Origin of the sequence: Enterobacter hormaechei subsp. xiangfangensis (assembly GCF_001729785.1) — a bacterium.
GTDB classification, from domain to species: Bacteria; Pseudomonadota; Gammaproteobacteria; order Enterobacterales; family Enterobacteriaceae; genus Enterobacter; species Enterobacter hormaechei_C.
In genome coordinates this window covers 758609-782462 of sequence record NZ_CP017183.1, presented here as the reverse complement: position 1 = coordinate 782462, position 23854 = coordinate 758609, and the positions used below count along the sequence as shown (strand labels likewise).

General features: G+C 56.0%; 23 protein-coding genes. 8 read left to right on the top strand and 15 right to left on the bottom strand.

The genetic code is table 11. The features are described from left to right. Positions 1 to 5 precede the first annotated feature (5 nt). Complete coding sequence (locus BFV63_RS03740; protein WP_045330958.1) at positions 6 to 956, top strand: glycoside hydrolase family 43 protein; 951 nt, start codon at positions 6 to 8, stop codon at positions 954 to 956. 18 nt (positions 957 to 974) lie between these two features. On the opposite strand, the gene ampE is transcribed toward BFV63_RS03740, so the two are convergent. Further along, positions 975 to 1829, bottom strand: coding sequence for a beta-lactamase regulator AmpE (ampE, locus tag BFV63_RS03735; RefSeq protein WP_022650402.1), 855 nt, complete (start codon positions 1827 to 1829; stop codon positions 975 to 977). Beyond that, entirely contained in the window at positions 1826 to 2389 is a 564-nt protein-coding gene (ampD, locus tag BFV63_RS03730) for a 1,6-anhydro-N-acetylmuramyl-L-alanine amidase AmpD (protein ID WP_003856321.1), read from the bottom strand. The genes ampE and ampD overlap by 4 nt, the downstream gene beginning before the upstream one ends. 87 nt (positions 2390 to 2476) lie before the next feature. Between ampD and nadC the strand changes: the two genes are divergently transcribed. The 4 genes from nadC (at position 2477) to hofC (ending at position 6547) form a co-directional block, all read left to right on the top strand. Next, positions 2477 to 3370 carry a carboxylating nicotinate-nucleotide diphosphorylase gene (gene nadC / locus BFV63_RS03725; RefSeq protein ID WP_032608506.1) on the top strand — a complete coding sequence of 298 codons (894 nt, stop codon included), beginning with the start codon at positions 2477 to 2479 and terminating at the stop codon, positions 3368 to 3370. Between the two features lie 173 nt (positions 3371 to 3543). After that, a complete protein-coding gene (gene ppdD, locus BFV63_RS03720) occupies positions 3544 to 3981 on the top strand; it encodes a prepilin peptidase-dependent pilin (RefSeq protein WP_023315399.1) in 438 nt (145 codons plus the stop codon). Between the two features lie 12 nt (positions 3982 to 3993). Then, entirely contained in the window at positions 3994 to 5373 is a 1380-nt protein-coding gene (gspE, locus tag BFV63_RS03715; RefSeq protein ID WP_048241395.1) for a type II secretion system protein GspE, read from the top strand. Continuing rightward, positions 5363 to 6547, top strand: a complete 1185-nt coding sequence (gene hofC, locus BFV63_RS03710; protein WP_069597454.1) for a protein transport protein HofC — start codon at positions 5363 to 5365, stop codon at positions 6545 to 6547. Before gspE ends, hofC begins: the two co-directional genes overlap by 11 nt. A gap of 33 nt (positions 6548 to 6580) precedes the next feature. Here the strand turns inward: hofC and BFV63_RS03705 are convergent, their stop codons facing one another. Then, entirely contained in the window at positions 6581 to 7624 is a 1044-nt protein-coding gene (locus BFV63_RS03705) for a GMP reductase (RefSeq protein WP_003856327.1), read from the bottom strand. A gap of 228 nt (positions 7625 to 7852) precedes the next feature. Here BFV63_RS03705 and coaE point away from each other — a divergent pair, with 228 nt between their 5' ends. Genes coaE through yacG form a run of 3 tightly spaced genes read left to right on the top strand, consistent with a single transcriptional unit; the run spans position 7853 to position 9420 of the window. After that, positions 7853 to 8473, top strand: a complete 621-nt coding sequence (gene coaE, locus BFV63_RS03700; protein ID WP_045350414.1) for a dephospho-CoA kinase — start codon at positions 7853 to 7855, stop codon at positions 8471 to 8473. Then, positions 8473 to 9216 (top strand): cell division protein ZapD, encoded by a 744-nt coding sequence (gene zapD, locus BFV63_RS03695; protein ID WP_003856329.1) that lies wholly within the window; start codon positions 8473 to 8475, stop codon positions 9214 to 9216. Before coaE ends, zapD begins: the two co-directional genes overlap by 1 nt. A gap of 9 nt (positions 9217 to 9225) precedes the next feature. Then, the gene (gene yacG, locus BFV63_RS03690) at positions 9226 to 9420 is read left to right on the top strand and encodes a DNA gyrase inhibitor YacG (RefSeq protein WP_003856332.1); all 195 of its coding nucleotides are present in this window, start codon (positions 9226 to 9228) and stop codon (positions 9418 to 9420) included. Positions 9421 to 9454: 34 nt separating this feature from the next. Here the strand turns inward: yacG and mutT are convergent, their stop codons facing one another. From mutT to murD, 12 genes are all read right to left on the bottom strand, one after another. Beyond that, a complete protein-coding gene (gene mutT, locus BFV63_RS03685; protein ID WP_032610174.1) occupies positions 9455 to 9847 on the bottom strand; it encodes an 8-oxo-dGTP diphosphatase MutT in 393 nt (130 codons plus the stop codon). Between the two features lie 57 nt (positions 9848 to 9904). Next, positions 9905 to 12610 (bottom strand): preprotein translocase subunit SecA, encoded by a 2706-nt coding sequence (secA, locus tag BFV63_RS03680; RefSeq protein WP_003856335.1) that lies wholly within the window; start codon positions 12608 to 12610, stop codon positions 9905 to 9907. A gap of 58 nt (positions 12611 to 12668) precedes the next feature. Then, positions 12669 to 13172 (bottom strand): secA translation cis-regulator SecM, encoded by a 504-nt coding sequence (gene secM, locus BFV63_RS03675; protein ID WP_032628081.1) that lies wholly within the window; start codon positions 13170 to 13172, stop codon positions 12669 to 12671. 280 nt (positions 13173 to 13452) lie between these two features. Then, positions 13453 to 14370 (bottom strand): UDP-3-O-acyl-N-acetylglucosamine deacetylase, encoded by a 918-nt coding sequence (gene lpxC / locus BFV63_RS03670; RefSeq protein ID WP_003856337.1) that lies wholly within the window; start codon positions 14368 to 14370, stop codon positions 13453 to 13455. A gap of 101 nt (positions 14371 to 14471) precedes the next feature. After that, a complete protein-coding gene (ftsZ, locus tag BFV63_RS03665; RefSeq protein ID WP_003856338.1) occupies positions 14472 to 15623 on the bottom strand; it encodes a cell division protein FtsZ in 1152 nt (383 codons plus the stop codon). Between the two features lie 63 nt (positions 15624 to 15686). Then, positions 15687 to 16943, bottom strand: coding sequence for a cell division protein FtsA (ftsA, locus tag BFV63_RS03660; RefSeq protein ID WP_003856340.1), 1257 nt, complete (start codon positions 16941 to 16943; stop codon positions 15687 to 15689). Continuing rightward, positions 16940 to 17782 (bottom strand): cell division protein FtsQ, encoded by an 843-nt coding sequence (gene ftsQ, locus BFV63_RS03655; protein ID WP_003856342.1) that lies wholly within the window; start codon positions 17780 to 17782, stop codon positions 16940 to 16942. The genes ftsA and ftsQ overlap by 4 nt, the downstream gene beginning before the upstream one ends. 1 nt (position 17783) lies before the next feature. After that, a complete protein-coding gene (locus BFV63_RS03650) occupies positions 17784 to 18704 on the bottom strand; it encodes a D-alanine--D-alanine ligase (protein ID WP_003856344.1) in 921 nt (306 codons plus the stop codon). Further along, a complete protein-coding gene (gene murC / locus BFV63_RS03645; RefSeq protein WP_003856345.1) occupies positions 18697 to 20172 on the bottom strand; it encodes a UDP-N-acetylmuramate--L-alanine ligase in 1476 nt (491 codons plus the stop codon). The genes BFV63_RS03650 and murC overlap by 8 nt, the downstream gene beginning before the upstream one ends. Before the next feature lie 59 nt (positions 20173 to 20231). Then, positions 20232 to 21296, bottom strand: a complete 1065-nt coding sequence (gene murG / locus BFV63_RS03640) for an undecaprenyldiphospho-muramoylpentapeptide beta-N-acetylglucosaminyltransferase (protein ID WP_022650395.1) — start codon at positions 21294 to 21296, stop codon at positions 20232 to 20234. Next, a complete protein-coding gene (ftsW, locus tag BFV63_RS03635) occupies positions 21293 to 22537 on the bottom strand; it encodes a cell division protein FtsW (protein WP_006810115.1) in 1245 nt (414 codons plus the stop codon). Before ftsW ends, murG begins: the two co-directional genes overlap by 4 nt. Beyond that, the gene (gene murD / locus BFV63_RS03630; RefSeq protein WP_048209789.1) at positions 22537 to 23853 is read right to left on the bottom strand and encodes a UDP-N-acetylmuramoyl-L-alanine--D-glutamate ligase; all 1317 of its coding nucleotides are present in this window, start codon (positions 23851 to 23853) and stop codon (positions 22537 to 22539) included. The genes ftsW and murD overlap by 1 nt, the downstream gene beginning before the upstream one ends. Between the last annotated feature and the right edge of the window lies 1 nt (position 23854).

Genomic DNA, 23854 nt, shown 5'->3' with positions numbered 1-23854 from the left:
GCCGAATGCAAACCTGGCCAAACCCGTTTATTGAACAACGCGCCGACCCGTATATCCTGCGTCACGATGGGCAATATTACTTTATCGCCTCCGTACCGGAGTACGATCGGCTGGCGATCCGCCGCGCGGACTCGCTGGAAGGTTTACGCGATGCCGAAGAGGTGGTTGTCTGGCGCAAGCCCGACACCGGCCCGATGAGCCAGCTGATCTGGGCACCGGAACTGCATCATATCGACGGCAGTTGGTACATCTATTTTGCCGCCACGCATACCCAGGCGCTCGATCAGCTCGGGATGTTCCAGCATCGCATGTTTGCCATTGAATGCGCAGATCGCGATCCGCTCACCGGTACGTGGGTGGAAAAAGGGCAAATCAAAACCCCGTTTGACACCTTCGCGCTGGATGCCACCACCTTTGTTCATCAGGGTAAACGCTGGTATTTGTGGGCGCAAAAAGCCCCGGATATTTCCGGTAACTCGAATCTTTACCTGTGTGAAATGGAAAATCCGTGGACGCTGAAAGGCGAGCCGGTGATGCTCAGTAAACCGGAATATGACTGGGAGTGCCGCGGGTTCTGGGTCAATGAAGGCCCGGCGGTGCTGTTCCATGGCGATAAGCTGTTTATCAGCTATTCCGCCAGCGCCACCGACGAGAACTACTGCATGGGATTACTGTGGGCAGACCTGAATGCCGATCCGCAAAACCCGGCTAACTGGCATAAATCCCCGCGCCCGGTGTTCGTCACCAGCTACGAAAACCGTCAGTATGGGCCAGGCCATAACAGCTTTACGCAGACGCCGGAAGGCGAAGATGTGCTGGTCTACCACGCGCGAAACTACACTGAAATTGAAGGCGATCCGCTTTACGATCCCAATCGCCATACTCGCCTGAAACTCATCCGCTGGAACGAAAACGGGATGCCTGAATTCGGCATCCCGCCCGCAGATACACCGTAACGGCTTCGGCGCGCTGGCTTAAACCAGCGTGCCGTAAATCGTCAGCAGCGCCACAATCACCACCACCACAAACGACGTTTTCTTCGCCATCGAGACGGCAGCCTTTGGCGTTGCGACTTTGTCCGTGTGCGGCTCACGCGCCAGCGAGAACTGTGCCAGTCGGGTTAAAACCTGATACTGCGAGGTATGACGGTCAGCAAGGGAGACAAACCACGCGGGCAGCGCCTTTTCACCGTGACCGATGAGGGCATAGACCACGCCTACCAGACGTACCGGAAGCCAGTCGAGCACGTGCAGGATGGCATCAATGCCGGACTGTAGACGTTCATGCGGCGTAAGATAGCGGGCAAGCCAGGTCTGCCAGGCGCGCAGGAACGCGTAACCCATCAGCAGTACCGGCCCCCAGGGTCCGCCCACCACGAACCAGAACAGCGGCGCCAGGTAGTAACGGAAGTTAATCCACAGCAGCGCGTTTTGCAGCTCCCGCAGAAACTCGCGTTCATCGCAGTCCGGCGGTACGCCGTGGATCATCGTCAGCTCGCTCGCCATCGCGCCGCGCGCGTGGGCATCATCCCGGGAAGCGGCTTTCAGATACGCGTGATAGTGCAAACGCACCTTGCCCGCGCCAATACACAACACGCCGAGCAGGATCCACATCACCAGCAGCGGCACGTTGAAAAAGAGGCCGTAAAGCGAGCGCAGCAACAGGAACGTAATCACCATCACGCCTGCCGCCATCAGCAGCGTGCGCAGCATGGAAAAATGCCTGATGCGGCGGAATAACACCTCCAGCCGATGATCCAGATGCCAGTGCTCGCCGAGCTTAAACAGGCGTTCAGCGATCATAACCAGCAGCATGGTAAACAACGTCATGTTATCTCCTTATCTGACGACGTGGTAAGCATGGCGTGAAACCGGGACCAGTCAAACGCCGGGCCGGGGTCGGTTTTTCTTTCGGGGGCGATGTCGCTGTGCCCTGTAATATTGTCTGCAATGGCGGGATAGCGCCCGATTAACGTTTGCGTTACAGCAACCAGTTTCTCATATTGCGCATCGGTGTAAGGCGTGGTGTCCGTTCCTTCCAGTTCAATTCCAATGGAGAAATCATTGCACCGCTCGCGCCCCTGATACTTCGACACGCCGGCATGCCAGGCACGCTTATCAAAAGGAACATACTGAACCACTTCGCCATCACGTCGGATCAGACAGTGCGCCGATACGCGCAGATGCGCAATCTCAGCAAAGAAGGGGTGGGCATCGGGATCTATCGTTCCAGTGAATAACGCATCGATCCACGGACCGCCAAACTCACCCGGCGGGAGACTAATATTGTGAACCACCAGCAGTGTGGGCTTTTCATCCTCCGGGCGGCAGTCGTGGTGCGGCGACGGTACATGCCGCGCGTCCACCAGCCATCCGTTTTCTAACAACATGCTGGAACTCCTTATCTATGGTGCTGTTACTCGGTTCAGAGTAGCATGTTTCAATATTATGATTCGTTACCAATTTGGAGTTTTATCATGCCGCCTCGCCGCTATAACCCCGACCACCGACGTGACGCGCTTCTGGAACGTATTAATAGTGATATCCCGGCAAGCGTTGCCCATGCCCTGAGAGAAGACCTCGGCGGTGACGTCAGCGCCGATAACGATATTACCGCCCAATTGTTGCCAAAAGAGACACGCTCGCATGCGGTGGTTATCACCCGTGAAGCAGGGGTTTTCTGCGGCAAACGCTGGGTTGAGGAGGTCTTTACCCAGCTGGCGGGCGACGAGGTGCAGGTAACATGGCACGTTGAGGACGGCGATGCGGTCACGGCGAATCAGCCACTGTTCGAACTGGACGGCCCGTCCCGCGTCTTGCTGACTGGTGAACGCACCGCGCTCAATTTTGTGCAAACGCTCTCTGGCGTTGCCAGTGAAGTACGCCGCTACGTTGACCTGCTGGCAGGCACCCGCACGCAGCTGCTGGATACCCGTAAAACCCTGCCGGGCCTGCGCACCGCGCTGAAATACGCGGTACTCTGCGGTGGCGGCGCCAACCATCGTCTGGGGCTATCCGATGCCTTCCTGATCAAAGAGAACCACATTATTGCCTCTGGCTCGGTGCGTCAGGCCGTGGAAAAAGCCTTCTGGCTGCATCCGGATGTGCCCGTCGAAGTGGAAGTGGAAACGCTGGAGGAGCTGGACGAGGCCATTAAAGCGGGGGCTGACATCATCATGCTCGATAACTTCGACACGGAGCAGATGCGTGAAGCGGTCAAACGCACAAACGGCCAGGCGCAGCTTGAGGTGTCCGGCAACGTGACGTTCGACACCATCCGCGAATTTGCTGAAACCGGCGTCGATTACATCTCCGTAGGCGCCCTGACCAAGCACGTCCGCGCCCTCGACCTCTCGATGCGCTTCAAATAAATTATCCCCCCTCTCCGCCCGGAGAGGGGAAATACGAAACCGCTCGCAATTACGCTGTCCTTCTCTGCAATACTGAATCATTTCCCTGAAAGCCCCTTCACGTTCACGCTTTTGCCCCTCGTTTCTGCGCGCAGTCACTGCCACAGTAGCGCCACTTAACATAAGGAGCAGACATGAACAGACAACAAGGATTTACCCTGATTGAGCTAATGGTAGTCATTGGCATTATTGCCATCCTGAGCGCGATTGGCGTCCCGGCCTATCAGAACTACCTGCGAAAAGCGGCGCTCACCGATATGCTGCAAACGTTCATCCCCTACCGCACCGCCATTGAGCTTTGCGCCCTGGATCGTGGTGGTGTGGATCGCTGCGACGCAGGCACCAATGGCATCCCCTCCCCGACAACCACACGTTACGTTTCAGCGATGAGCGTGGCGAAGGGGATCGTATCGTTAACAGGGCAGGAAAGCCTTAACGGACTTGAAGTGCTCATGACACCGATCTGGAGCGACGGTAACGGTATGACGGGCTGGACGCGTGACTGCAAAATTGCGTCCGACACGGCGCTCAGACAAGCCTGTGAAGATGTTTTCCGCTTCGACAACAACTGACAGGAGTGGACAATGAATACCGAACAGCTTATGACGCTCTGTCAGCGCCATCACGCACTGCTACTCGCAAGCGACACCGAGATGATCAGCATTGCGGTGGTGGGTAATCCTGCCTCTGAGCTGATGGAAGCGTTACGCTTCGCCACGCAGAAACGTATTGATATTGAGTGCTGGACGGCTGAACGGATGGAAAAACGGCTTCAGTCCCTCTCATCATCACACCTGCCGGGCATCGTGCCAAACTCAGCCGCTGACGTGCTCAGTACAACCTTGCAGCAGGCAGTAAACCAGCGGGCTTCTGACATCCATATTGAACCGACGGAGCACGGTTACCAGATCCGTTTGCGAATCGACGGTGTTCTCTACCCGCAACCGCCGATCTCTGCCGCCCTCGGGACGACGCTTGCCGCACGCCTGAAGGTGCTGGGTCAACTGGATATTGCGGAGCGCCGCCTGCCGCAGGACGGTCAGATTACGGTGGAGCTGGCAAGCGTCCCCGTCTCTTTTCGTATCGCAACCCTTCCCTGTAGCGGTGGAGAAAAAATCGTGCTTCGTCTGCTTCACCAGGTACAGCAGGCTCTGGAGCTTGAACAGCTGGGGATGAGCGCAGACCAGCAGGCCCGTTTTGCCGAGGCGCTTAACAGCCCTCAGGGGTTGATTCTGGTCACCGGCCCGACCGGTAGCGGGAAAACGGTGACGCTGTATAGCGCGTTACAGGCGCGAAATACACCTGACGTTAATATTTGCAGCGTGGAAGATCCCGTTGAAATCCCGCTTGCAGGCTTAAACCAGACGCAGATTAATCCGCGTGCGGGGCTGACCTTCCAGAGCGTGCTGCGCGCCCTGCTCAGGCAGGATCCTGACATCATTATGGTAGGTGAAATTCGTGACGGCGAAACGGCAGAAATTGCCATTAAGGCGGCACAAACCGGGCATCTGGTGCTGTCCACCCTCCATACTAATTCGACGACTGAAACGCTGGTACGGCTGCAACAGATGGGTGTCGCGCGCTGGATGATCTCTTCGGCGCTCTCGATGGTGATTGCCCAACGGCTGGTGCGCCGTTTATGCCCGTACTGCCGACAGGAAGCCAGCCGCCACACCGAATTACCCCGCACGCTGTGGCCCCGGCCGCTTCCTCGCTGGCAACCCACCGGCTGCGATCGCTGCTACCACGGTTTTTATGGTCGCGTAGCCATTTTTGAAGTGCTCGTCATCGACGACACGCTGCGGCAGGCCATCGCCAGCGGAGCAAGCACGGAGGTGATTGGGTCCAGCGCTCGTCAGGCGGGAATGACCTCATTGTTTGAGCATGGCTGCATGGCCGTAGAGCAAGGGCTGACTACGCTCGAAGAGTTGTTGCGCGTCCTGGGAATGCCAGATGGCTGCTAATTCGCTCTGGCGCTGGCGTGCCCTGACCACCGAGGGGGAGGTGCAAACCGGCACCCTCTGGGCCATCGACCGTAACGCAGCTTACACGGCTCTGGTGCTTAAACAGCTGCACCCGCTGGCGCTAAAACGCTGCCAGCAGCACCACCGATGGCAAGTGCAGCACTGCTACGATATTTTTCGCCAGCTCGCCACGCTGCTACAGGCCGGACTCATGCTGTCCCAAAGCCTGCACATGCTGGCGGAACAGCATCCTTTGCAGCACTGGCAGGCGCTGCTGCACAGTCTTGCTGATGACCTGAGCGAAGGTTTCGCTCTGTCAGAGGCCATGAAGAAATGGCCAGAGGTGTTTAGCCCCCTTTATGTCTCGATGGTGAAGACGGGTGAACTGACGGGTAAGCTCGAAGCCTGCTGCCGTCAGCTTGCGCAGCAACAAAAATCCCAGCAGCAGCTCAGTGCAAAGGTGAAGAAAGCGCTGCGCTATCCGCTGATCATCCTGACGCTGGCCGTTTTCGTGGTGCTGGCGATGGTCACGCTGGTTTTGCCTGAGTTTGCTGCAATCTACAAAACGTTCAACACCCCGCTCCCTTTGCTCACGCAGGCAGTCATGGGGCTGGCGGCCTTGGTTCAGGCGCATATCCTCACCCTTTTGGCCCTGCTCGTGGCAATGGTTGTCATCGCCTGTAAGCTGCGGCGGCATCCGCGCTGGCAGTATGTCTTGTTACATGTACCGGTGATGGGCACGCTGACGCGCGGGCAAAAACTGGGGCAAATTTTTACCGTGCTGTCATTAACCCAGCAGGCCGGAATTGCCTTTTTACAAGGACTGGAGAGTGTGGAGGAGACCGTTGAGTGTGGCTACTGGCAGGAGAAACTCCGTGAGATACGCAGCGATATCGAACAGGGGATGCCCGTGTGGTCCTCCTTCCAGAAGGCCTCTGTTTTTACGCCACTGTGTATTCAGCTCATTCGCACCGGAGAAGTGTCGGGTTCACTGGATGTCATGCTGATAAATCTGGCCCGCCATCATACGGAACAGACATTTCAGCAGGCAGACAATCTGGCGGCGCTTCTTGAGCCTTTGCTACTGGTCGTGACAGGTCTGATTATTGGCACGCTGGTGGTGGCAATGTATCTGCTGATTTTCCATCTGGGGGATGCAATGAGCGCGGGGTAACGCTGGCGCACGGACGCGCGCCAGCCGTAGCCGTCAGAGGCTATTGAAAACGCGGTTTTCCTGCTCCTGAACGCGGATAAACGTCGTGCGTTTAGTCAGCTCTTTCAGGCGGGAAGCCCCAACGTAGGTGCAGGCAGAACGCAGTCCGCCGAGGATATCGCGCGCCGTGTTTTCGACCGGACCACGCAGTGGTAGCTTAACGGTTTTGCCTTCCGCCGCACGGTATTTCGCGACACCACCCACGTGACGGGTCATCGCGGATTCAGAGCTCATTCCGTAGAACAGCATGAATTTCTCGCCGTTCTCTTCCACCACGGTACCGCCGCTCTCTTCGTGGCCTGCCAGCATGCCGCCGAGCATCACGAAATCCGCGCCGCCGCCGAAGGCTTTCGCGACATCGCCTGGCATGGTGCAGCCACCGTCGCTGATGATCTGGCCGCCCAGACCGTGCGCAGCGTCAGCGCATTCAATTACCGCAGACAGCTGCGGATAACCCACACCGGTTTTCACGCGCGTGGTGCAAACGGAGCCCGGGCCAATGCCCACTTTCACAATGTCGGCTCCGGAGAGGATCAGCTCTTCACACATTTCACCGGTCACCACGTTGCCCGCGATGATGGTTTTGGTTGGCCAGGCTTCACGCGCCTTGCTGACGAACTGGACGAAATGTTCGGAATAACCATTTGCCACGTCAATGCAGACAAAATTCAGCGCCGGATTGGCGTTCAGGATCTGTTTGGTTTTCTCGAAATCTGCATCAGACGTACCGGTCGAGACCATCACATGCTTCACCACTTCAGCCGAGGCGGAGGCGACAAACGCATCCCACTCTTCAGCGCTGTAGTGTTTGTGTACCGCAGTAAGGATGTCGAATTGCGCCAGTGCGGTCGCCATCTCGAAGGTCCCGACGGTGTCCATGTTGGCCGCGATAATCGGCACGCCAGACCACGTCTGACCGGAATGCTTAAAGGTGAATTGACGTTCGAGTTCAACGTCTGAGCGACTTTTCAGTGTAGAGCGTTTAGGGCGGATAAGAACGTCTTTGAAACCTAACTTCAGATCTTCTTCGATACGCATGTGCGGATTCCTGGGGTTAGAGGCAAATATATTAAAAGCACAACTCCAGTGACGCTATCATACGCACTAATACCTGCTCCGCAAGACTGCGAAATTCTCTTTTTTTACGCTACAATCCTATAAATTTACCTGGTAAAAAGCGGGTAAAGAGAGCTAAACATTGGCTGTTGTAAGTTTGAATTTTAAGCAACTGATTTTAAAACTGAATAATTCCCAGGATCTGATTTAATGGGGTATATCGTCGCATTAACCGGCGGCATCGGTAGTGGTAAAAGCACCGTTGCGCACGCGTTTGCTCGTCTCGGCATCACGATTATCGACGCCGATATCATTGCCCGTCATGTGGTAGAACCCAATACACCCGCCTTAAACGCCATCGAAGCGCATTTTGGTCGCCGTGTGATACAGGCTGACGGCACCCTGAATCGTCGGCAGCTGCGTGAGTACATATTTTCCGATCCAGCGGAAAAAGCCTGGCTTAATGCCCTGCTCCACCCCATTATCCACCAGGAAACTCAGCGTCAAATTGCCGCAGCCCGTTCGCCCTATGTGTTGTGGGTCGTCCCGTTACTGGTGGAAAATCAGCTTCAGAATAAAGCAGACAGAACGCTGGTGATTGACGTTTCCCGCGAAACGCAAATCCAGAGAACCATGGCGCGTGACCATGTTTCACGCGAACATGCTGAACAAATTCTTGCCGCACAGGCCACGCGCGAAGCGCGCCTCGCCGTTGCGGATGATGTTATTGATAATAACGGCGCACCAGATGCCATTGCATCGGATGTTGCTCGTCTGCACGCGCAGTATCTGACCTTCGCCGCGCAGGCCGTTGCACAGGAAAAACCATAATGTCGACTCATATCCTTTTTGAGCACCCGCTTAACGAAAAAATGCGTACCTGGCTACGCATAGAATTTCTTATTCAACAGCTTTCACAACATCTGCCTGTCAACGATCACGCCACCGCGCTGCATTTTTTCCGCAACGTGGGCGATCTGCTGGATGTGATTGAACGCGGTGACGTCCGCACTGAGCTGTTGAAAGAGCTGGAGCGCCAGCAGCGTAAATTACAGGCCTGGGCCGAAGTACCGGGCGTGGATCAAAGTCGAATTGACGCTTTACGCCAGCAGCTGAAAAACAGCAGCACGACGCTGATGGCCGCGCCGCGCGTTGGCCAGTTTTTACGAGAGGATCGTCTGATTGCGCTGGTGCGCCAGCGCCTGAGCATACCGGGCGGTTGCTGTAGCTTTGACCTGCCAACGCTGCATATGTGGTTGCACATGCCGCAGGAACAGCGCGATCGCCAGGTGAACAGCTGGCTGGGCAGCCTGGAGCCGATGAATCAGACGTTATCCTTGATCCTCGATCTTGTGCGTAACTCTGCCCCGTTCCGCAAACAAACCAGTCTCAACGGTTTCTATCAGGATAACGGCGACGACGCCGATCTTCTGCGCCTGAATCTGTCTCTTAGCGAGCAGCTTTACCCGCAAATTTCCGGACATAAAAGCCGTTTCGCGATCCGCTTTATGCCGCTGGACAGTGAACATGGCACCGTGCCGGAACGCCTCGATTTTGAACTGGCCTGTTGTTAAGGAGTGCCGATGTCTGACGTAACCACCGTAAACTGCCCAACCTGTGGGAAAACTGTCGTCTGGGGAGAAGTGAGTCCATTTCGCCCATTCTGCTGCAAGCGCTGTCAGCTTATAGACCTGGGCGAATGGGCGGCGGAAGAGAAACGCATTCCGAGCGAAGGCGATCTCTCGGATAGCGATGACTGGAGCGAAAACCAGCAGTAACGTTCAAAGCCTGCTGGCGCTTCGCGTAGCAGGCCTACGGTTGTGCAACCAGCCGAAGGATCACAGGCTCATTGGCGGGCGGAAATTTTTCCGCATCGCTGGCCTGAAGCTCAATCCAGTTACCCGGCTGCCCCTCTTTACCCCACGGTTCACCTTCCCAGCTTTCCACCAGCCAGAACCACAGCGTGATGTGACGATCCGGAAACTGGTACTCCAGCTTATCGAACAGCGTTGCGCCATGCGGGGTGATCCCCACCTCTTCCTGAAGCTCACGCACCAGCGCCTGCTCCGGCGTTTCACCTGATTCGATTTTCCCGCCGGGGAATTCCCATTTGTTGGCCATGTGCGCATCGGCGGCACGTTGGGTAATGAAGATCTGGTTTTGCGGGTTGCGAATGATCCCGACAGCAATTTGCAGTGTTTTCATCATGTCACTTCCATAAAAAAGGCGCAGATATCTGCGCCTTTTCAGTTTGTTATGTTCTTAGCTCAGACGGCCGTGGCACGCCTTGTATTTTTTGCCGGAACCGCATGGGCACGGATCGTTACGACCAACTTTACGATCGCCCGTCTGCGCTGCGATTGCTGCTGCGGCTTCGCTCTCATCGGTCTGATGGCTCAACTGCTGCATCTGTGCCAGACGCTCAGCTTCTTCACGACGCTGCTGCTCCATCGCTTCCACTTCTTCCGGCATACGCACCTGAACTTTGCTCAGAGTGCTGATAACTTCATACTTCAGCGACTCCAGCATGGCAGCAAACATGGAGAAGGATTCACGCTTGTACTCCTGCTTCGGATCTTTCTGCGCATAACCTCGCAGGTGGATACCCTGACGCAGGTAGTCCATTGCCGCCAGGTGCTCTTTCCACAGGGAGTCCAGGGTCTGCAACATTACGCCTTTCTCGAAATGACGCATCATCTCTGCGCCAACCACTTCTTCCTTACGCTTGTAGACGTCCAGCGCGGTTTCGTAGATACGCTCGCGCAGGGTCTCTTCGTGCAGCTCAGGCTCTTTGTCCAGCCACTCTTTGATTGGCAGTTCGAGATCGAAGTCGTTTTTCAGACGTTCCTGCAAGCCTTCGATATCCCACATTTCTTCCAGAGACTGCGGTGGAATATGGGCGTCGATAGTGGCTTTAAACACATCTTCGCGAATGCTGTTGATGGTTTCGCTCACGTCGGACACGTCCAGCAGTTCGTTACGCTGGGTGTAGATCGCACGACGCTGGTCGTTGGCAACGTCATCATATTCCAGCAGCTGCTTACGAATATCGAAGTTGCGGCTTTCCACTTTACGCTGGGCGTTGGCAATCGCTTTGGTAACCCACGGGTGCTCGATCGCTTCGCCAGGTTTCATGCCCAGTTTACGCATCATGCCGGACACACGGTCAGAGGCGAAAATACGCATCAGCGCATCTTCCATAGACAGATAGAAGCGGGAAGAACCGGCATCACCCTGACGACCCGCACGACCGCGCAGCTGGTTATCGATACGACGAGATTCGTGACGCTCGGTACCAATGATGTGCAGACCACCGGATGCCAGCACCGCGTCGTGACGCACTTGCCAGTCGGCTTTGATCTGCGCGATTTGCTCTGGGGTTGGGTTTTCCAGCTCCGCCACTTCGGCCTGCCAGCTACCGCCGAGCATAATATCGGTACCACGACCCGCCATGTTGGTGGCGATGGTTACGGCTGCCGGGTAACCCGCCTGCGCAACGATATCTGCTTCTTTAGCGTGGAACTTGGCGTTCAGAACGTTGTGTTTGATGCCTGCTTTAGTCAGCTCGTTAGACACCACTTCGGACTTCTCGATGGAGATGGTCCCCACCAGTACCGGCTGGCCCTTCGCGGTACGTTCGCGAATATCTTCGATGATCGCCTGAATTTTTTCCGCTTCAGTCATGTATACCAGGTCCGGCATATCCTTACGGATCATCGGACGGTTGGTAGGTACTACCACGGTATCCAGCTTATAGATGGAGCTAAACTCAAACGCTTCGGTATCTGCGGTACCGGTCATCCCCGCCAGCTTCTCGTACAGACGGAAGTAGTTCTGGAAGGTGATGGATGCCAGCGTCTGGTTTTCGTTCTGAATATCCACGCCTTCTTTGGCTTCCACGGCCTGGTGCAGGCCATCGGACCAGCGACGTCCCTGCATAGTACGGCCGGTGTGTTCATCGACGATGATGACTTCCCCGTCTTTAACGATGTAGTCAACGTCGCGGGTGAACAGCGCGTGCGCGCGCAGTGCAGCCGTTACGTGGTGCATCAGCATGATGTTGCTCGGGGAGTACAGAGACTCGCCCTCTTCCATAATGCCTTCAGCAACCAGCAGCTCTTCGATTTTCACCAGGCCGCGTTCGGTCAGGTTGACCTGACGCGCTTTTTCATCAACGGAGAAGTGACCTTCACCCTGGAAGGTATCGGAGTCTTCTTTCTCCTGACGCAGCAGGTGAGGAATGATTTTGTCGACTTTACGGTACATCTCGGAGCTGTCTTCGGCAGGGCCGGAGATGATCAGCGGGGTACGCGCTTCATCGATCAGAATGGAGTCAACCTCATCCACCAGCGCATAGTGCAGTTTACGCTGGACGCGCTCTTCCGGGCTGAACGCCATGTTGTCACGCAGGTAGTCGAAGCCGTATTCGTTGTTGGTGCCGTAAGTGATGTCCGCGTTGTAGGCTTCACGCTTGGCAGGTGCCGGCAGGCCGGACATGTTAATGCCCACGGTCATGCCGAGGAATTCGAACAGTGGACGGTTGTTTTCGGCGTCGCGCTGCGCCAGATAGTCGTTGACGGTAACAACGTGAACACCCTTACCCGTCAGCGCATTCAGGTAAGCCGGCAGCGTTGCAGTCAGGGTTTTACCTTCACCGGTACGCATTTCCGCGATGCAGCGCTCGTTGAGCACCATCCCGCCCAGCAGCTGCACGTCGAAGTGACGCATGCCGAACACGCGTTTACTGGCCTCACGTACTACGGCAAAGGCTTCCGGGATCAGGCTTTCTAAGGTTTCGCCTTTCTCCAGACGCGCACGGAACTCCGCGGTTTTTGCTTTCAGTTCATCATCAGAGAGCTTCTCCATCGCCGGTTCCATACCGTTGATGACGTTCACAGCTTTGCGCATGCGGCGCAGGGTACGATCGTTACGACTACCAAAAACTTTGGTTAACAATTTGATTAGCATAATAAATTCTCAAACGCCCCAGTCGGGCAGATAAATTAAGGTATTGAAAAAGGTTAATTTAGCTGAGGCGTTGAGGCCCGGCACGGATGCCGTGAACCTGGCTAATCCATGTCGAAACAGAGAAGGATGCAGGGGAAACAAAATCCGTTTTCGCCGTCTGATTCACGGTCACTGGCGGCTGGTTGTCCTGCGTCAGAAGCGCATTAAGCGTATCGAGCAGGGCAAGATGCTGAGCCTGGACCGGCAGCGTTTCTTCCGCAACAGGCATCGTCTGCGGCGCCATCGCGAACGACAGATGGCGGATAACCGTGCGAATCGCGTGCTGCTGCCAGTAATCAACGGAGAAATTGGGACGACGGCTGGCTTCAAGCCATGCGAGATTAGTGAAGTTAACCCGTGTGGTGAGATCGTGTTTAGTCGTCGTGGAACGTGCTGGCGTCGCCGCGTCTGCGCTGTTGCTGAGCACAGGCAAGCCGAGACTCGCCGCGACCATCCCCAATAAGAGATGCGGCCAGAAGTAACGTCTGCCAAATTGTCGCCAGCGCGTCAGTATTCCGCTCACTTGCTCCACCACGTTCGCCCGCCAGTGCAGGCTGAGTTTAGTTATTCTTTTTTAGCGCCCAGATATTACCACTAAAGCCAATACACGGCAGCAGGAATGACACCTTGCAGCAGGTAAAAACGGTCAATAATGCAGCGAACACACCGTTATTCGGCACCCGACACAGGCCAGGGGTGAAAGGGACAAATTAAAGAAGGGCAGAAATAAAAACGACTGGCTTCCCTGGTCGGAGAGAGTACCAGGTGAACCAGTCGCTTTTCTTACGAAACGGGTTTAACCGTTACGCCAGGACCATAGTCGGTGCTTTGAACGCCAGCGGCAGTTCAGCTTCGTCTTCGAAGGTCACATATTCCCAGGCTTCCTGTTTTGCCAGGACTGCCTGCAACAGTTTGTTGTTCAGTGCATGACCGGATTTAAACGCGGTAAATGCACCAATGATATTGTGACCACACATGAAGAGGTCGCCGATCGCGTCCAGCATTTTGTGACGAACAAATTCATCTTCAAAACGCAGGCCGTCTTCGTTCAGTACGCGATAATCGTCAACAACGATGGCACAATCGAAGCTGCCGCCCAGGCACAGGCCGCGGGATTGCAGATATTCGATATCACGCATAAAGCCGAAGGTACGTGCTCGGCTGATCTGGCGCATGAACGCATCCGCAGAGAAGTTCATCGCATAGCGCTGGGTGCTGGAGTCAATCGCCGGATGGTTAAAATCGATGGTGAAGTCCAACGAAAAACCATTGTACGGTTTGAATTCAGCCCATTTGTCGCCATCTTCGACGCGAACGGTCTCTTTAATGCGAACAAATTTCTTCGCGCAGTTCAGTTCTTCGATGCCGGCATCCAGCAACAAATAAACGAACGGAGCAGCACTCCCGTCCATGATCGGGATTTCTGGCGCATCGACTTCAACCATAATGTTGTCGATACCCAGACCCGCCAGGGCGGCGTTCAGGTGCTCTACGGTAGAAATCCGCACGTCATGCTCGTTCACCAGACAAGTACAGAGCATAGTATCACGCACAGATTTGGCATCGGCCGGAAAATCTACCGGTGGATTCAAGTCGGTGCGACGATAGATGACCCCGGTATTGGCCGGCGCAGGGCGTAACGTCAGTGTGACTTTCTTGCCGGTATGTAAACCGACACCCGTCGCCTGAACGATACGTTTAAGTGTCCTTTGTTTGATCATCGTATAATCTCGCCAAATTAACTATCCAACCGAGAGTGTATATCACTAACGGTGGGCCAGTTTAGCACAAAGAGCGCAAATCCCCAAATTCCAGCCAATTCTTAGTCAGCTTGCTTACGCAGGAACGCCGGGATATCCAGATAATCTGGCTCTTTTGCCGTTTGTGGAGTCGGGTCGTTCACCACTTTCGCAGCGGGTTTTTGCTCCTGAGTCAGAGGCGCCATACCGTGCTGCTGGTAACGATCCATAACCGGCTGCTGAGTCTGTTTGTTAGTCACCAGGGTGATCTCAGGACGCTTGTCCATACCGATACCGGTGGCCACAACGGTCACACGCAGTTCGTCGTTCATTTCCGGATCAAGGGAGGTACCGATAACGACGGTCGCGTTGTCAGAGGCGAATGCACGGATGGTGTTACCCACAGTTTCGAACTCATCCAGACGCAGGTCAAAGCCAGCGGTAATGTTGACCAGCACGCCGCGCGCGCCAGACAGATCGATATCTTCCAGCAGTGGAGAGGAGATCGCCATTTCAGCAGCTTCTTCCGCACGGTCTTCGCCGCTCGCCACGCCAGAGCCCATCATCGCGTAGCCCATCTCGGACATCACGGTACGAACGTCTGCAAAGTCGACGTTCATCAGGCCAGGACGGGTAATCAGTTCAGCAATACCCTGAACCGCGCCTTTCAGCACGTCGTTTGCCGCGCCAAAGGCGTCCAGCAGAGAGATACCGCGACCCAGCACTTTCAGCAGCTTGTCGTTCGGAATGGTAATCAGAGAGTCCACGTGCTTGGACAGCTCGGTGATACCCTGCTCCGCGAAAGCCATACGCTTCTTACCTTCAAAGTTGAAAGGCTTGGTCACGACAGCAACGGTCAGAATACCTAAATCTTTAGCGACTTCCGCCACAACGGGTGCTGCACCGGTACCTGTACCGCCGCCCATACCCGCTGCGATGAAGACCATGTCTGCACCGTCCAGTGCAGCGCGCAGCGCTTCACGATCTTCTTCAGCCGCGTTGCGGCCCACTTCCGGGTTAGCCCCTGCTCCCAGACCTTTGGTGATGCCACCACCGATCTGAATCGTCTGGCCAACAGCCGTTTTACGCAGCGCCTGCGCATCGGTGTTCACCGCGAAGAATTCAACACCTTCGATGCGCTCGCGCACCATGTGCTCTACGGCGTTACCGCCGCCGCCACCGACGCCGATGACTTTAATCACCGCGTCGTTGGTTAATTCCATAGGTTCAAACATAATCTCTCTCTCCGTTGTGCCTGTCGCCCGAGACCGCTAATTCTCTCCGGTCTCTTAAAAAAATTAAAATTCTTTTCGCAGCCAGGTGTTAAGTCGTTTGACCCACGACCCCACCGAGACGCGTTTTTCCACCTCTGCCTCACCACTTAAATGGGACTCTTTCCCGTAGTGCAGCAGGCCCACCGCCGTTGAATAGTACGGCTCCTGGGCATAATCCGTTAAACCGGTGATATTCAGCGGCGCACCAATACGCACCTGCGTATGGAACACGCGCTGAGCGCAGGCCGCAAGACCTTCAATTTGCGCTGCCCCGCCGGTTAATACAATCCCCGCCGCGAGATGATGTTTCACACCCTGCTGGCGAAGCTGTTCCTGTAACTGCAAAATCTCTTCGTTGACCAGGTTGAGCAGCTCGGTATAACGCGGCTCAATTACCTCTGCCAGCGTCTGGCGTTGCAGGCTGCGCGGCGGTCGACCGCCTACGCTCGGCACTTCAACGCTCTCGTCTTTGCCGACGATAGAGCCCAGCGCGCAACCATGGCGCACTTTAATCGCCTCTGCATCGCTCGGTGGCGTACCAAAGGCGTAAGCGATATCGCTGGTAACCACATTCCCGGCGTACGGGATCACTTTAGTGTGGCGTAACGCACCGCCGGTATAGACAGCCATGTCCATTGTACCACCACCAATATCGACCACACAGACGCCCAGTTCACGTTCGTCTTCGGTCAGCACGGAATAGCTCGCGGCAAGTCCGGCGAAAATGAGTTGGTCAACTTTCAGGCCACAACGTTCAACGGCTTTTACAATGTTCTTCGCCATATCGTTGTGACATGTGATCAGGTGCACTTTTGCCTGCATACGCACGCCCGACAGACCGACCGGATTCTTGATGCCTTCCTGGTAGTCGATCGCGTATTCCTGCGGGATCACATGCAGCACACGGTGCTCGTCGCGAACACGCACGGATTTCGCCGTGTGGACAACGTTCTCAACGTCTTCCTGCGTCACTTCTTCTTCGGAAATCGGCACCATACCGATTTCATTCTGGCAGCTGATATGCTTACCAGAAAGGGCCAGATAGACAGAGGAAATTTGGCAATCTGCCATCAATTCAGCCTGGTCGATGGCGCGCTGAACGCATTTCACCACCGACTCAAGGTCGTTTACCCCACCTTTATCCATACCACGGGAGGGGCAGCTGCCCACGCCAATGATATTGACCATACCGTCGGGCAGAACTTCCCCTACCAAAGCGGCAACCTTCGCGGTGCCAATCTCCAGTCCTACTACCAATTTTCTGTCCGTCGACTTGATCATTGTTGTTCTGCCTGTACCTGTGCCTGATTTTGTTGCTGATTAGGTTCCTCGACCGGAGCCGGCTCCCAACCGACTGCTGCGCCTGAGTCATAGCGCAAATCAACGTAGCTTATCCGTTTGCCATCCGTCTGCGCCTGCTGCTGTAAAACCGGGTAAAGTTCTACAAAACGCGCCAGACGTTTCATTGTATCGCCGCGGCCAAGGTTGAGCTTGATGCCATTCGTTAAGGTCAACTGCCAGGAACGGCGCGCCGTCATCGCAGCATCTTTTAACGTAAAGCGATCCTTAGCCAGCACCTGCCCCATCTCACGAAAACCCTGCAATACTTCGTTTTCGCTGCCTTCCGGCCCATACAACATCGGTAAATTCTGCTTGTTGACACGATCGCTCGGGACGCTGAACGAATTTCCGTCTACATCAACCATATGCTGATCATTCCAACGCGCAATCGGCACATATTCAACCAGATGAATCTTCAATTCATCAGGCCATTGCTTTCTGACACTTGCCTGTTTTATCCACGGCAGACGTTCAATCTGACTCTGAATAATGTTGACGTCCTGCGTCATAAAGGTGCCAGGCGACCCAAGCGCCAGAATCGACTGGCGAATATCATCGTTACGCGTGTAGTGTCGCTCCCCGGTCACCACCAGCTTTGAAAGCGGCAACCGCTGCGCATCTTCCATCCAGCCCAGCACCATCCAGCCGCTGATAAACACGGTGCACAGCACCCCGAGCAGGAAGATGATCCCTGCAAGACGCGTTCCATTACTCCGGCGCGAAGAGGAATATTCTTCTTCGTCATCGCGGTTGCGCGTGTTCAATGCAGCCTGAGACATATCAGCCCGCCTGGTCCAAAATACGTACAACTAATTGCGAGAAGCTCATTCCCGCCTGACGCGCCGCCATCGGCACAAGGCTATGGCTGGTCATACCCGGAGACGTGTTTGCTTCCAGCAGATAAAATTGCCCGTCACCGTCAAGCATTACGTCAATGCGTCCCCAGCCACGACATCCCAGAACATTCCACGCTTTAAGCACCAGAGACTGTAATTCGGCTTCACGCTCTGCTTCAAGACCCGCTGGGCAGAAATATTGCGTCTCATCAGAGAGATACTTCGCCTCATAATCATAGAAGACTCCGGCGGGTTGGATGCGAATTGACGGTAAAATTTCTTCGCCAAGCATCGCGACGGTAAATTCCGGCCCGCTAAGCCATTTTTCAATCAGAACTTCTTCATCATGTTGAAATGCCAGTGCTAAAGCGTCAGCCAAATCTACAGCTTTATCAACTTTGGACATTCCCACGCTCGACCCTTCACGGCTCGGCTTAACAATAACCGGTAAGCCCAGTGCCGCAATGCGTGTATTAACGCTGTCCGACAGACCCAATTCATATTCACGACGCGTCAGTGCAACCCATGGCGCAACGGGCAGGCCCGCGCCCTGCCACAGCAGTTTGCTGCGCAGTTTATCCATGGAGATGGCGGATGCCATCACGCCGCTGCCGGTGTACGGTATACCGATCAGCTCCAGCAGCCCCTGCAACGTGCCGTCTTCACCGCCGCGACCGTGCAACGCGATGAAGGCTTTATCGAAGCCCATCGCTTTCAGCTGCGTAACGTCCACCTCTTTCGGATCAACCGGATGCGCGTCCACGCCACCTTCACGCAGGCCCGCCAGCACGGCAGCGCCCGAATTCAGAGAAACCTCGCGTTCGGCGGAAGTGCCGCCAAACAGGACAGCAATCTTATCAGCCATGACGCTCGTCCTCCTGAGTTTGCGGCTTCAGTTTGATTTCAGCTAAGGTACGGGCGATTTTGCCGATATTTCCCGCGCCCTGAATCAGGATCAGATCGTTACCCGTCAGGACCGGGGCAAGCATTTCAGCCACCTGCGCCGGGTCGGGAACCAGAATAGGATCCACTTTACCGCGTCCACGGATGGTACGACATAAAGAACGACTGTCCGCGCCCGGAATCGGCGTTTCACCCGCAGCATAAACATCCAGCATCAGCAGGGTATCAACCTGCGAAAGGACGTTGGCAAAATCGTCATACAGATCGCGGGTACGCGTGTAACGGTGCGGCTGGAAGATCATGACCAGATTCTTTTCCGGCCAACCCGCGCGTGCCGCTTTGATGGTTGCGTCCACTTCCGTCGGATGGTGACCGTAGTCGTCTACCAGCATCGCAGAACCTGGCTTACCGTTTACCGGCTCCAGCGGGAATTCACCGAGGAAGTCGAAACGACGGCCCGTCCCCTGGAAGCTCTCCAGTGCGCGCAGGATCGCCTCATCGTCAATGCCTTCTTCTGTCGCAACAGCCACCGCCGCTGCCGCATTCAGGGCGTTGTGACGTCCCGGAGCGTTCAGGGTGACATGCAGCAGGTCTTTATCCTGACGCGCGAGGGTGAAATGCCCCTGCGCACCGATCTGCTTGTAATCTTCTACGCGTACATCCGCGTCTTCGCTGAAGCCGTAGGTCGTAATTTGACGCCCGACGCGCGGCAGCAGTTCGCGAATAACCGGATCGTCCACGCACATCACCGCACGGCCATAGAACGGCAGGTTGTGCAGGAAGTTAATAAAGGTCTGCTTTAAGTTCTCGAAGTCACCCTGGTAAGTGTCCATATGGTCAGCTTCGATGTTGGTGACGATCGCCACCATCGGCTGTAGATGCAGGAACGACGCGTCGCTCTCATCCGCTTCCGCAATCAGATAACGGCTATGGCCCAGACGCGCATGCACGCCAGCGGCTTTCACCAGACCACCGTTAACGAACGTCGGGTCGAGACCCGCTTCCGCATAAATGCTGGAGACCATCGCTGTTGTGGTGGTTTTACCGTGCGTGCCGGCCACCGCAATGCCGTGACGGAAACGCATCAGTTCCGCCAGCATTTCCGCGCGACGGATCACCGGAATGCGCGCCTCATGCGCCGCAACGATTTCCGGGTTATCCGCGGAGATAGCGCTGGACACCACAACCACGCTCGCATCGCTCACGTTTTCCGGGCGATGATTGAAATAGATAGTCGCCCCCAGCGACGCCAGCTGCTGCGTAACAGGGTTTGGCGCCAGGTCAGACCCGCTGATCTGATAGCCTTCGTTAGCTAACACTTCGGCAATACCGCCCATGCCAGCACCACCGATGCCGACAAAGTGAATGTGCCGGACGCGACGCATCTCGGGCACGATAGAACGCAGTTTTGCCAGTTGTTGTGTATTCATTCTCTAAACGCCATCGACTACTTCAAAAAAATCGTGCAGCGCAACACGCGCTGCGAGAATTATGCCTGGGCTGCCAGGCTCACTTCTTTTGCCACCCGTTCCGTTGCATCCGGGATAGCGGTCGCGCGTGCGCGTTGCGCCATCTCCAGTAATACATCCCGGTTCCAGCCCGCCAGGGTAGTGGCGACCGCATCAGCGGTAAATTGTGGCTGCTCAAAAATCTTCGCGGCACCCGCTTTTTCAAGCGGCAGTGCATTCCAGTACTGCTGTCGGTCTTTGTGCTGGAACGGCACAAACAGCGCCGGTAAACCGGCGGCGGCGATTTCGCTCACCGTCAGCGCGCCCGAGCGACAGACCACGACATCGGCCCATGCATAGGCTGCGGCCATATCATCAATAAATTCAGTTACTTTATGCTGCGGCTGACCTTCCTGCGCGTAGGCCTGCTCAACGGTCTGCTGAGCGCCCTTCCCGCTCTGGTGCCAGATGGTCACTGCATCACCCAGTTTTGCCGCAACCTGCGGCATCGTCTGGTTTAAAATACGCGCGCCCTGGGAACCGCCGACGACCAGCACCCGCACCGGCCCTTCACGACCCGCCAGACGCGTATCTGGCAGCGGCAGCGCCAGCACGTCCACACGTACCGGATTCCCTACGACATCCGCTTTCGGGAATGCCCCGGGGAAGGCCTGCATAACTTTGGTGGCGATTTTTGCCAGCCATTTGTTGGTCAAACCGGCAATACCGTTCTGCTCATGCAGAACAACGGGGATCCCTAATGACCACGCCGCCAGTCCGCCAGGGCCGGAAACGTAACCGCCCATGCCCAGAACGACGTCAGGCTTAAAGCGCTTCATGATGGCGCGCGCCTGACGCCAGGCATTGAAAATGCGCACCGGCGCCAGCAGCAGCGCCTTGATCCCTTTGCCACGAAGGCCGGAAATACGAATAAAGTCGATCTCGATACCGTGCTTAGGTACCAGGTCGGCTTCCATGCGGTCTGCGGTTCCCAGCCAGCGTACCTGCCAGCCCTGTTCCATTAAATGGTGCGCAACCGCCAGCCCCGGGAACACGTGTCCACCGGTACCGCCTGCCATCACCATTAACCGCTTAGGTTGATTCATCGTGAACCTCGTGTAAACGCCTGAGCTTTCTCCAGACGCGTTTCATAATCTATGCGTAACAAAAACATGATGGCCGTCGACATGATCAACAGACTCGAACCACCATAACTGATCAACGGTAACGTCAGACCTTTAGTCGGCAACATACCCGCTGCCGCCCCAACGTTTACCAGTGCCTGGAAGCTAAACCAGATACCAATTGAGCAGGCCAGGAAACCGGAGAAGCGGTGATCGATCTCCAGCGCTTTCCGGCCAATCGACATGGCGCGGAAAGCGACGAAGAATACCATTAATAGCGCCAATACCACACCGATATAACCCAGTTCTTCCCCAATAATGGAGAAGATGAAGTCGGTGTGCGCCTCCGGTAAATACTCCAGTTTTTGCACCGAGTTGCCCAGGCCTTGGCCCCAGACTTCGCCGCGGCCAAACGCCATCAGCGACTGCGTCAGCTGGTAACCGCTGCCGAACGGATCTTCCCATGGGTTCCAGAACGAGGTCACACGGCGGATACGGTAGGGTTCGGCGAGGATCAGCAGCACCACCGCCGAAATCCCCATCCCGATGATGGCAATGAACTGCCACAGTTTTGCGCCCGCCAGGAACAGCATCGCCAGCGTAGTGACAAACAGTACGACTACCGTACCGAGGTCGGGCTGCGCCAGCAGCAGGATCGCGAGGACCAGAATCACGCCCATCGGTTTTAAGAAGCCGCGAAGGTTGTTACGAACTTCGTCAACTTTACGCACCAGGTAGTTAGCCAGGTAGCAGAACAACGACAGTTTGGTGAACTCCGCCGGCTGAATACGCAGTGGGCCAAAGGCAATCCAGCGTGATGCCCCGTTAACGGAGCTCCCGACAACCAGCACGATCAACAGCATAATGATTGAGGCGATGAGCATGGCCGTACTGTGCCGCTGCCAGAACGACATCGGCAGGCGTAAGGTGATCATTGCCAGGCAGAACGCGAGAATGATGTACAGCCCGTCACGCTTGGCAAACAGGAAGGGGTCGTTTGCCAGACGCTGTCCGACAGGCATTGACGCCGAGGTGACCATAATAAAGCCGATCGCCGCCAGCCCCAGCGTGAGCCAGAACAGCGTGCGGTCGTACATGATCAGGCTGTCGGAATCTTTATCCCGTGAAGCCATCACCCAGCCTTTCAGCGCCGTAAACAGCCATACCAGGATACCAAATCCTGGCAGGCGCGGCATTTTCAGGCGAGGGAGAGATAAACGCATCAGCCTAACTCCTTCGCCAGGCGGGTAAAGACATCACCCCGCTGTTCGAAATTCTTGAATTGATCGAGGCTGGCACAGGCTGGTGAGAGCAGCACCATATCGCCGGGCTTCACGCGTGGGGCGATAAGACGCATCGCCTGCTCCATGGTCTCGGTTTGCTCGGCGACCTCAGGACGCAACGCCGCCAGCTCGCTACCATCGCGGCCAAAGCAATACAGGCGCACGTTATCACCGTTGAGGTACTGCTTCAGCGAGGAGAAGTCAGCCGATTTACCGTCGCCGCCCAGCAGCAGGTGCAGCGTGCCATCAACGTGCAGACCGTTCAGTGCCGCCTCGGTGCTACCCACGTTGGTCGCTTTGGAATCGTTAATCCAGCGTACGCCGTTGTGCTCCAGCGCAAGCTGGAACCGGTGCGCCAGGCCGGTAAAGGTGGTCAGCGCCTTCAGGCTTGAAGATCGCGGCAGGCCAACGGCATCCGCCAGCGCCAGCGCCGCCAGGGCATTGGTGTAGTTATGCTGGCCGGAGAGCATCATCTCTTTCACGTTCAGCACTTTCTCACCTTTCACCCGCAGCCAGGTTTCGCCCTGCTGACGGTTAAGGTGATAGTCACCCATATTAATACCAAAGCTAATGCAGCGATCGTCTGCGCCGCGCACCGGCATGGTGAGTGCATCATCGGCATTCACCACGCAAACTTTGGCATTTTCATAAACGCGCAGTTTGGCCGCACGGTATTGCTGCAAGCCGAACGGGTATCTGTCCATATGATCTTCGGTGACGTTTAAGATCGTCGCCGCCGCCGCATGCAGGCTTGAAGTAGTTTCCAGCTGGAAGCTGGAAAGCTCAAGGACGAACAGCTCGCACCCTTTATCAAGCAGCATCAGAGCGGGCAGACCAATGTTACCGCCCACGCCGACATTTTTGCCCGCCGCCTTCGCCATTTCCCCCACCAGCGTGGTGACGGTGCTTTTACCGTTTGAACCGGTAATGGCGACGATCGGCGTCTGCGCCTCCCGGCAGAACAGTTCGATATCGCCGACAATCTCAACGCCTGCATCCGCGGCGGCGCTCAGGGAAGGATGCGCCAGCGCCATACCGGGGCTGGCAACAATCAGATCGGCGGCCAGCAGCCACTCATCATTCAGACCACCCAGGTGGCGTTCAACCTGCTCCGGCAGCTTGTCCAGACCCGGCGGAGAGACGCGCGTATCCATCACGCGCGGCGTCACGCCACGCGCAAGGAAAAAGTCCACGCAGGAGAGGCCGGTGAGGCCCAACCCGATGATAACGACTTTTTTGCCCTGGTAATCTGCCATG